Here is an 8,993-nt window from a genome sequence, read left to right as displayed (position 1 = left end):
AGCACTTGGCGCGTCGAGGCCCTCACTTTCGTTGGGATGACGGGCTTTGAATAGGTGAGCGGGGGCACGCACCGCCGGCGCATGCCCCCAACCGTTTAAGCCGCCATCAACTCCATAACCCGGCGCAGCTGGTCTTCCGTATCGCCCAGCTGGGCGTCGATCATGGTCAGGCGTTTGGCGTAGTGGGAGCCGGCATATTCCCAGGTCATGCCGATACCGCCATGCATCTGGACGGCTTCCTCGGCCACCAGTTTGCCGGCGCGGCCGATCAGGTTTTTCGCTTTCGCCACGGCCAGGGCGCGGCCCGGCGTGTCGAGGGCGCCGGCGGCGTGGATGGTGATGGAGCGGGCCTGTTCGATCTCGATCGAGAGGTCGACGAGGCGGTGCTGCAGGGCCTGGAAGGTCGCGATCGGGCGGCCGAATTGCTGGCGCTGCATGAGATAGTCCTTGGTCATCTCCTTGAGCACATCCATCGCACCGACGGCTTCGGCACAGAGCGCCAGGCGGCCGGCATCAAGGGCGGCTTCGATGGCCTCGCCCGCATCCTCGGAGAGGCATTTGGCAGTGGTATTGTCGAGCCCGACCTCCGCCGCGCCGCCGCCATCAATCATGGCATAGGCATGGATATCGGCGGCTGACGCCTCGACCTCGAACAGGCCGATCTTGCCAGCCGGCGTGCGCGCCGCGACCAGCAGCGTGTCGGCGGCATGACCGCCATAAACCAGGCTCTTGCGGCCGCTCAGCGTCCAGTTGTCGCCGGACTGGGTGGCCGTGGTTGCGATCTCGCTGGTATCGGTGAAGGCCTCAGCCTCGAACACGGCGAGCGCCGTGCGGGCCGTGCCGGCGATGATGGCCTCGACCTTGTCGGACTGGCCGAAGGCCGCATAGAGGCGCAGGCCCATCAGATTGCCCAGCATGGGTTCCGGGCAGAGTGTGCGGCCGAATTCCTCGAACACCACGGTGATGTCGAAGCCTTCGCCGCCGAAACCGCCCTGGTCCTCGGAGACAAGCGCGCCGAGAATGCCGAGCTCGGCCAGTTCGCCCCATTTCTTCGGGTCGTGGAAGGGCGCGTCATAGGCAATTCTGATGCGGTGCTCGACCGGATACTGGTCAGCGAGATAGCGGCGCAGGCTGTCGGAGATCATGCGCCGGTCGTCGGTTTGATTGAAGTTCATGGCTCAGGCTCCGAAAATGTCTTTGGCGATGATATTGCGCTGGATCTCGTTGGACCCACCGAAGATCGAAAGCTTGCGATTGTTGAAATAGCTGGCGGCACTGGCGGCCGCTTCCGGTGGCGCGACGGCGAGATTGCCGGCCAGCGCATCCATCGGGAAGGGGGCCGCAGCCGGGCCGAGGGCGCGGCGGGCGAGATCGTCAAGATTTTGCCGGATCACCGTGCCCTTGATCTTGAGCATGGAGGCGATGGTGTTGGAGGCCGCGCCGCCGGAGGCATCGACCAGCACGCGCAGATTGGTCATGCGCAGGGCTTCCAGATCGATTTCGGCCTGGGCGATGCGGGCCGCGAAGAGCGGATCCTCGATCAGCGGCTTGCCGCGGCGTTTCAGCTTGCGGGCCAGTGCTTTCAGCTCGTGCAGCGCCTGGGTCGAGGCGCCGACACCGGCAATGCCGGTGCGCTCATGGGTGAGGAGGAATTTGGCGATGGTCCAGCCCTCATTCTCGACACCCACCAGATTGGAGACCGGAACGCGGACATCGGAGAAGAAGACCTCATTCACTTCATAGCCGCCCTCGATCAGCTTGATCGGGCGCACTTCAATGCCGGGGGTCTTGATGTCGACCAGCACGAAGGAAATCCCCTCCTGGCGCTTGCCCTCGGTGGAGGTGCGCACGAGGCAGAAAATCTTGTCGGCATACTGGCCCAGCGTGGTCCAGGTCTTCTGGCCATTGATGACGTAATCATCGCCATCGCGGATGGCGCGGGTCTTCAGGCTGGCGAGATCGGAACCGGCGCCGGGCTCGGAATAGCCCTGACACCACCAATCCGTGCCATCGAGAATGCGCGGCAGGATGTCGGCTTTCTGCTTTTCGGTACCGAATTTGATCAGGACCGGGCCGAGCATGCCGAGACCGAAGGGCACGATGCGCGGCGCATTCGCCAGGCAGCATTCCTCATCGAAGATATGGCGCTGCACCGCATTCCAGCCGGGGCCGCCATATTCTTTCGGCCAGGTCACGGCGAGCCAGCCGCGGCTCTGCAGCGTGGCGTGCCAGCCTTCAATGTCAGCCTTGCCGAGCTCTTCGCCATTGCGAACCTTGGTCGCAAGCTCTTCAGACAGATTGTCCTTGAGAAAACTGCGTACTTCCGCGCGGAAGGCCTCTTCCTCGGGCGTGAAGTTGAGATCCATGGCGTTCTCCTCGATATCGACCAATAAGCGCGGCCGGTCTGGTGCCGGTCTGCGTGCGTTTCGTGTTTGCGGTATGCATTAAATGCGAAGCGAGGCGGCGTGAATAGGGGCTTGCTGCGTCTGACGGCATGGAATCTTGACGCAGGTGTTCCGGCCTAGAGCAGGCCGCGCGCCGCGAGGTCGGCCAACAGCTTGGTTTCGCCGGTAAAGTGTTCCGCATCGAAGCCGGCCTCGCGCGCGGCGATCACATTGGCCTCGCGGTCGTCGAAGAAGATGATGTCGGCCGGATCATGCGGCAGCCGCGCGGCGGTGATTTCGTAGATCCGCCGGTCCGGCTTCACCACGCCCTCATGCGCCGAGACGATGGTGTCGCGCATATGGCGCATCGCCGGGTAGATCCGGTTGACCGGTTCGACCCATTCGGCGGGCAGATTGGTGAGGGCATATTGCGGCACGCCGGATGCGGCGAGGGCTTCGATCGCCTCGGCGGTGCCGGGGATGGAGCCGTTGAGCATCTCGGGAAAGCGGGTTTCCCAGGCGGTGATGGCCGCCTCATGCTCGGGGTATTGTGCAATCAGGGCGCGGCGATTCTCGGCCATCGGCACGCCGCGATCATGCGCTTGGTGCCATTCCATCGTGCAAACACGGCCCAGGAAGTCCTGGACCGCGTCTTCAGTGTCGAAAATCTTGCGATAGAGATAGGCGGGCGACCAGTCCAGAAGGACATTGCCCAGATCCCACAGGACAGCCTTGCGAGCCATCGACTGTGAAAGCCTAGCCGGCACGGGCTTTGAAGCGCGGGTCGGTCTTGTTGATCACATAGACACGGCCGCCACGTTTCACGACCTTGCAATCACGGTGACGATTTTTCAGCGACTTGAGAGAGCTGCGGACTTTCATGACAAGGCCTTCGTGTTGACACGCATTGAATAAGGAGGGCGCGGAGTAGCGGAGGGGCGTGGCAGTGTCAACGGGGACGTGCCGTTTCGGGCGGTGCAGCGCAGGAAGCCGGCTGCTTGCCGCACCTGCGATGCCGCAGATGCGAAAATTATTACACATGGTTAAGAAAACTGCATTACGGAGCCGCAAAATCTGCTATGTGAGTAGCGTCACAAGGAGAATGACATGCGTTTTGAAATGATGATTGCGGCATCTGCCGCTGCACTGCTGCTGGCCGCCTGTTCTGATGGCACCGGCGATTCCGCTGAAGACCAGATGGATTCGGCTGCCGAGCATATGGAAGACGCCGCTGATGCCATGGGCGACGCCGCTCAGGACGCCGGCGAAGCCATGGGCATCACCGAAGAGGAAACCGTTGGCGATCACCTGCAAGACGCTGCCGACGCAACCGGCGATGCGATGCAGGATGCGGCCGACGCAACCGGCGACATGCTGCAGGATGCAGCAGACGCGATCGAAGATGCCGTCACGCCGCCGGCCGACGAGCCTGCGACTGACGAACCCCAGTAATCGGGGCGGACTGAATTGAAGCTGCCAGATCGTGCCCGGACTTTCGTATCCGGGTGCGATCTGGCTTGCTTTGCCTGCGGGACATGAAGCTGCAGGGCAGGCAGGCCAATCCTGGCTGTCGGCCTAGCCCGGCTCCCGCATTGCGCCGAGTTGCGCCCGATAATGCCGGCCCACCGGAATCTCGGCACCGTCCGCAAGATTGACGGCGCACGAATGGCCGTCGCTGACGACTTCACTGATTTCCTGCAGATTGACCATGTGCGAGCGATGGACGCGCCGGATCGGTGTGCCCGCGAATTCCTTTTCCAGGCTGGCCATTGTCGCGCGCACCATCAGTTTCTCGTGCCGCGTATGGATAAAGACATAGTCCTTGCAGGCCTCAATTCTCATGACATCGGTCATCGCGATGCGCTGTGAACGATTGCCTGACCGCGCCCAGTAGAACCGGCCGGGCGTGCTGGCCTCATCGCCGGGCACCGGCGCCGGGTCGAGCTCGCGGGCGGCATTGCGGACCGCGCTGAGAATCGGAGCCACCAACAACCGCTGCCGCACGCGCTCGAGCGCCTCGCTCAAACGGTCCGGATCAATCGGCTTGAGCACATAATCGGTCGCCTCAACATCGAAGGCCTGTGAGGCAAACTGGTCAAATGCGGTCACAAAGATCACCTGCGGGGCTCCGCGTGTCCCCAATTCGCGCGCCAGACTCAGCCCGTCCATGCCCGGCATGTCGATATCGACGAGCACCAGATCGGGCTTTTTTGCATCAAAGGCGTGCAACGCGGCGAGGCCATTCTTGGCCGTGGCGACCACGGTGATGCCCTTCATCGAGGCCAGCAAATGCTCGAGATGGGCGACCGCGAGCGGTTCGTCGTCGACGATCAGGACTTTCATCATCCTTTGTCCTCCGGGCTCGGTGCGGGTTCGGCCTGGCTGATGGGAATGATCAGCCGGCATTCAAACTGGTTGTCGCCGAGCGGGCCGCAGCGCACCTCCCCGGCCTCCGGGAACAGGATTTTTGTGCGCTGTTTCAGGTTGGCGAGGCCGATCCCGTCATCCGCCATTTCCGCGGACGCCTCGGGGCCGGCCGGTACATAGCCATCATTGCGGACTGTGATGCAGCATCTCGACCCCGGGAGTTCGGTGATCTCGATCGTCGCGGTCACCATGTCCACCGACCGGGCGACGCTATGTTTGACGACATTTTCCAGCAGGGGCTGCAGCGTGAAGCGCGGAATGGCCACGCTGAGGAAACGGTCCGGTATCTTCCAGACAACCATCAGCCGGTCCGGGAAGCGCAAGGCTTCGACGTGCAGGTAGAGCTCTGTGGACTCAATCTCGTCCGCGACCGAGGCCAGCGGGCTGGCGCTGTGCTTCAGGCTGCGACGCAACAGCTCGCCGAGCGAGGCGACCGCGCCGACGGCATCGGATTTTCGCTCCAGCGCCACGAGCGCGGAAATTGTGTTCAGGGCATTGAACAGGAAGTGGGGGTTGATCTGGTTTTCGAGGTGGGAGAGGCGCGCATTGGCAAAGGCCGCCTCGAGATCGCGAACGCGCTCCTGTTCCCGCTGGCGCTTCATGGCGTGCAACAGCACCAGCATCACCGCGAGCCAGAGCGCGACGCGCGGGCCGCCGGTCGCGAGGACGCTGAAGAGATAGCCGTTCCACAGCCTCGCGCCCGTTGCCTCGAGCTCAGGATAGAGCACCGTCCAGTAGGACAGAATCTCGACCCCGGCATTGGCCAGCGCACCGGCCAATGCCGCCAGCCAGAGCCAGACGGGCGCGACGCCCTCGCGCAGGAACGGGGTCAGGATCAGCTGGCAGACCGCCAGACTGCCTAGTGAGTAGACGATCATGTGGGCCAGAAAGGACGGGCTGACGCCCCGCAGGCCGGCATTGGTCGCGCTGATAGCCCCAAGCGCATCGGTGAGGCTGAGCGCCAGAATGACGGCAACACCCCACAGGCGAACCTGCAGGCGTGGGTCGAGGCGGCGAATCGGCGCGGTGAGCGCTTCAAAAGTCATCTTCATCCGGTGATTCTACAGTAATTCCGCTCAGACAAGTGTTTGTTCGTGGGCCAACGCGCCGCTTCGTCGCAAAATATGAACACCGGTCGGCGGTCAGACGCGTTTCGTCGCAGGCCGCCTGACATGGTCGGCATGATGCTCAAGGTTAACTCCGCAGGGAGCCGTTTTGGGCAGGTGTGAAGCCATCTGTCCACGGTTGGGCCCCCTCCCTGGGACTGGCCGGCGTTCGCGCCGGCCAATTTTTTGTCTTACAACATCGTCAGTTGCTCTTGCCCTGCCGCGCCCATAGTTTCGCGGCCATGAGACATTTGGGTAATTGCGTTTCGGCCGCGCTCGCGGCCGTTTGTATGACCGGGCTGGCGGCCGATGCCGCAGCACAGGATGACCGTGTCGATGTTGATGTCGAGCTCGTGCTCGCGGTCGATATCTCCTACTCCGTCGACGAGGAAGAGGCCCATCGCCAGCGTGAGGGCTATGTCGCGGCGCTGGCGCATGAGGATGTGATCCGCTCGATCCAGGGCGGGCCGCTGGGGCGTATCGCCGTCACCTATGTTGAATGGGCCGATACCGGTTTCCAGCGCGCGGCCGCCGACTGGACAGTGATTGCCAGCGAGGATGACGCGCTTGATTTTGCGGCGCGGGTTGCCTCGGCGCCCTTCGAGCGCGGCCATTATACCGCGATCGGTTCGGCGATTGCCGATGGCGTGCGCCGGATCGAGGAGAATTATTACACCGCCCCGCGCCTGATCATCGATATTTCCGGTGACGGTCCACAAAACCAGGGCCTGCCCCTGGACAGCGCCCATGCGCTGGCCAACCGGTCGAACATTGTCGTCAACGGTCTGCCGGTAATTTCAGCGAATGAAGGCCGTTGGGTCAGGCCGGTCGAGGTCAATCTTGAGGGCTATTTCCGCGAGAATGTCATCACCGGGCCGGGGGCTTTCGTCCTGCCGGCACGGACCGAGGACGAGTTCCGCGTCGCCATCCTGCGCAAGCTGGTGCTCGAGATTGCCGGTGCGATGCCGTCGCAGTCCGAACTCGAGCGTTCCGGTCTGGGACGGGCACCGTGAAACCGGCTCTTGCGCTGGCCTTCCTGGTGATGGCGCCGCTCCTGCTCGGTGGCAGTGGCGCGCCGCCGGATGATCTCGTGCGGCCAATCGAGTACACGCCTGAAGGCCGCGAATATGTCGATCTTGAGCTCGTGCTCGCCGTCGATGTGTCGTCTTCGATCGACGAGGTCGAGGCCCGGCGCCAGCGCGAGGGTCATGTCGCGGCGCTGGCCGACCCGGAAGTGATTTCGGCGATCCAGGGTGGCGGCTATGGCCGTATTGCGGTGATCTATCTGGAATGGGCCGATGGCGATTTCCAGCGCGTCGTCGCACCCTGGACAGTGATCGCCAACGAAGCCGATGCCCGCATCTTTGCCGCCACCCTGGCGACGGCTCCCTTTATCTCCGGGCGCCGCACGGCGATTGGCGCGGCGATCGACAGCTCGATCACCCTGATCGAGGAAAATGCCTATGAAGGCATCCGCCAGGTGATCGACCTGTCAGGCGACGGACCGCAGAATTCCGGCGCCTCGCTATCGGCAGCGCGCAGCCGAGCGGAAGCGGCGCTGATCACCATAAATGGCCTGCCGATCCAGTCGGAGCGACAGAGCCCGTTCCGGCCCTCGGTGAGCATTGATGTCGCTGATTATTTTGAAAAACAGGTGATTGCCGGGCCGGGCGCCTTCATTTCGCCCACAAATGAGCATGAGGATTTCGTGGACGCGCTGACGCGCAAACTTATAATCGAAATCGCCGGGCTCGATCCGGCGCAATTCCTCAGGAGGGGATAATCCGCGCGCTCATAATTGGCCTGATGGCCCTGATCCTTGCCCCGACCGTCCATGCCCAGCCCGAGGGTGAAACCTTCGACGCCTGGGTTTCCGGCTTCCGTGTCCGCCTGGCCGATTCCGGCGCAGAGCCGGAAACAGTCGCCTCCATGCTCGACGGGCTGACGCCGGAAATGCGCATTATCGAGCGCGATGGCAGCCAGCCGGAATTCGTGCGGCCGATCTGGTCCTATCTCGAGATCGCGGCCTCCGATCTGCGCATCGCCAATGGCCGTGAGGCCTATGAATCCAATCGCGCCCTCGTCGATGCCGTCGCGGCGCAATACGGCGTGCGCGCCGAAACCCTGATTGCGATCTGGGGGCTGGAAAGCTCCTACGGCCAGATCCCCGGCAATAACGACATCATCCAGGCGCTCGCCACCCTGGCCTGGGAAGGCCGCCGCCGCGGCTGGGCCGAGGATCAGCTGATTGCCGTCGCCCACATGATCGATAATGGCTATGCCACGCGCGACCAGCTCACCGGCTCCTGGGCCGGCGCCATGGGCCAGATGCAATTCATCCCGACCACCTATCTGGAACGCGCCGTCGATTTCGACGGTGATGGCCGCCGCAATATCTGGACGAATAATGGCGATGCGCTGGCTTCGGCCGCCAATCTGCTCGCCCGCGCCGGCTGGCAAACGGGTGCGCCGACCGTGATCGAGGTTTCAGTGCCCGACGATTTCGACGTCGGCCGCTGGAATCCCGACCAGAACCGGCTCGTCAGCGAATGGGCGATGCGCGGTATCAGCCGCGCCGATGGCCATGGCTGGAGCGCCGACGGGCTGATGCTCACCGCGCGTCTGGAACTCCCCGCCGGCATTGCCGGGCCGGGCTTCCTCACCTTCCCGAATTTCCGCGTCATCAAGCGCTACAACAATTCCACCGCCTATGCCCTCGGCGTCGCCCATCTGGCCGACCGTATCGCTGGTGGCGCACCCTTTGCCGGGCCATGGCCCGTCGATGATGTGCCGCTGACCCGCACCCAGACCCGCGAAATGCAGGCGGCGATGAATGCGCTCGGACATGATTCAGGCACGCCCGACGGGCTCGCCGGTCCACGCACTCGAGATGCTCTCCGCGCCTTCCAGCGCGCGCATGGTCACGCCGCCGATGGCTATGCCGGCCGGGCGATGTATGATGCGGTGATGGCTGCGAGCGTCGCGGTACCCGCGGGCGAGTAGCGTCGCTGCAGCATTGACGAGGGCGGCTGCGCATATTCTTTTGTCTGCAGAGCTGCATTGGCGATGGCGTGCT

At 63.5% G+C, this 8,993-nt stretch carries 10 protein-coding genes; 4 read left to right on the top strand and 6 right to left on the bottom strand.

Going from position 1 to position 8,993, the window contains the following annotated elements; all coding sequences use genetic code 11:
* Positions 1–95 precede the first annotated feature (95 nt).
* From ACN0YF_RS12010 to ykgO, 4 genes are all read right to left on the bottom strand, one after another.
* On the bottom strand, positions 96–1,175 hold the full coding sequence (locus ACN0YF_RS12010; RefSeq protein ID WP_417494565.1) for an acyl-CoA dehydrogenase family protein: 1,080 nt from the start codon (positions 1,173–1,175) through the stop codon (positions 96–98).
* 3 nt (positions 1,176–1,178) lie between these two features.
* Complete coding sequence (locus tag ACN0YF_RS12005; protein WP_417494564.1) at positions 1,179–2,366, bottom strand: acyl-CoA dehydrogenase family protein; 1,188 nt, start codon at positions 2,364–2,366, stop codon at positions 1,179–1,181.
* A gap of 155 nt (positions 2,367–2,521) precedes the next feature.
* The gene (locus tag ACN0YF_RS12000; RefSeq protein ID WP_417481921.1) at positions 2,522–3,127 is read right to left on the bottom strand and encodes an HAD family hydrolase; all 606 of its coding nucleotides are present in this window, start codon (positions 3,125–3,127) and stop codon (positions 2,522–2,524) included.
* Positions 3,128–3,140: 13 nt separating this feature from the next.
* Entirely contained in the window at positions 3,141–3,266 is a 126-nt protein-coding gene (ykgO, locus tag ACN0YF_RS11995; RefSeq protein ID WP_091768343.1) for a type B 50S ribosomal protein L36, read from the bottom strand.
* A gap of 225 nt (positions 3,267–3,491) precedes the next feature.
* On the opposite strand from ykgO, the gene ACN0YF_RS11990 reads away from it, so the two are divergent.
* The gene (locus tag ACN0YF_RS11990; protein WP_417481922.1) at positions 3,492–3,836 is read left to right on the top strand and encodes a hypothetical protein; all 345 of its coding nucleotides are present in this window, start codon (positions 3,492–3,494) and stop codon (positions 3,834–3,836) included.
* A gap of 123 nt (positions 3,837–3,959) precedes the next feature.
* Here the strand turns inward: ACN0YF_RS11990 and ACN0YF_RS11985 are convergent, their stop codons facing one another.
* Together ACN0YF_RS11985 and ACN0YF_RS11980 are read right to left on the bottom strand one after the other, a co-directional pair.
* A complete protein-coding gene (locus ACN0YF_RS11985; RefSeq protein WP_417494563.1) occupies positions 3,960–4,730 on the bottom strand; it encodes a LytR/AlgR family response regulator transcription factor in 771 nt (256 codons plus the stop codon).
* The gene (locus ACN0YF_RS11980) at positions 4,727–5,863 is read right to left on the bottom strand and encodes a sensor histidine kinase (RefSeq protein WP_417494562.1); all 1,137 of its coding nucleotides are present in this window, start codon (positions 5,861–5,863) and stop codon (positions 4,727–4,729) included. Before ACN0YF_RS11980 ends, ACN0YF_RS11985 begins: the two co-directional genes overlap by 4 nt.
* A 296-nt stretch (positions 5,864–6,159) precedes the next feature.
* Between ACN0YF_RS11980 and ACN0YF_RS11975 the strand changes: the two genes are divergently transcribed.
* From ACN0YF_RS11975 to ACN0YF_RS11965, 3 genes are read left to right on the top strand one after another with little or no spacing between them, the layout of a single operon-like run.
* Positions 6,160–6,930 carry a DUF1194 domain-containing protein gene (locus ACN0YF_RS11975; protein WP_417494561.1) on the top strand — a complete coding sequence of 257 codons (771 nt, stop codon included), beginning with the start codon at positions 6,160–6,162 and terminating at the stop codon, positions 6,928–6,930.
* Entirely contained in the window at positions 6,927–7,700 is a 774-nt protein-coding gene (locus ACN0YF_RS11970; protein WP_417481926.1) for a DUF1194 domain-containing protein, read from the top strand. The genes ACN0YF_RS11975 and ACN0YF_RS11970 overlap by 4 nt, the downstream gene beginning before the upstream one ends.
* A gap of 23 nt (positions 7,701–7,723) precedes the next feature.
* The gene (locus ACN0YF_RS11965) at positions 7,724–8,920 is read left to right on the top strand and encodes a lytic murein transglycosylase (protein ID WP_417494560.1); all 1,197 of its coding nucleotides are present in this window, start codon (positions 7,724–7,726) and stop codon (positions 8,918–8,920) included.
* The last annotated feature ends 73 nt before the right edge of the window (positions 8,921–8,993 follow it).

The sequence above is a fragment of the Maricaulis sp. genome (genome assembly GCF_048270265.1).
In the GTDB taxonomy this organism is placed as follows: Bacteria; Pseudomonadota; Alphaproteobacteria; order Caulobacterales; family Maricaulaceae; genus Maricaulis.
The sequence above is the reverse complement of the archived record's forward strand: the minus strand, read 5'-3'. Positions and strand labels throughout refer to the sequence as shown.

Coding starts and splice junctions, on each gene's coding strand:
- ACN0YF_RS11965 (WP_417494560.1), top strand. CDS start 7,724: ATGGCCCTGATCCTTGCCCCGACCGTCCATGCCCAGCCCGAGGGTGAA.
- ACN0YF_RS12000 (WP_417481921.1), bottom strand. CDS start 3,127: ATGGCTCGCAAGGCTGTCCTGTGGGATCTGGGCAATGTCCTTCTGGAC.
- ykgO (WP_091768343.1), bottom strand. CDS start 3,266: ATGAAAGTCCGCAGCTCTCTCAAGTCGCTGAAAAATCGTCACCGTGAT.
- ACN0YF_RS11975 (WP_417494561.1), top strand. CDS start 6,160: ATGAGACATTTGGGTAATTGCGTTTCGGCCGCGCTCGCGGCCGTTTGT.
- ACN0YF_RS11985 (WP_417494563.1), bottom strand. CDS start 4,730: ATGATGAAAGTCCTGATCGTCGACGACGAACCGCTCGCGGTCGCCCAT.
- ACN0YF_RS12005 (WP_417494564.1), bottom strand. CDS start 2,366: ATGGATCTCAACTTCACGCCCGAGGAAGAGGCCTTCCGCGCGGAAGTA.
- ACN0YF_RS12010 (WP_417494565.1), bottom strand. CDS start 1,175: ATGAACTTCAATCAAACCGACGACCGGCGCATGATCTCCGACAGCCTG.
- ACN0YF_RS11990 (WP_417481922.1), top strand. CDS start 3,492: ATGCGTTTTGAAATGATGATTGCGGCATCTGCCGCTGCACTGCTGCTG.
- ACN0YF_RS11980 (WP_417494562.1), bottom strand. CDS start 5,863: ATGAAGATGACTTTTGAAGCGCTCACCGCGCCGATTCGCCGCCTCGAC.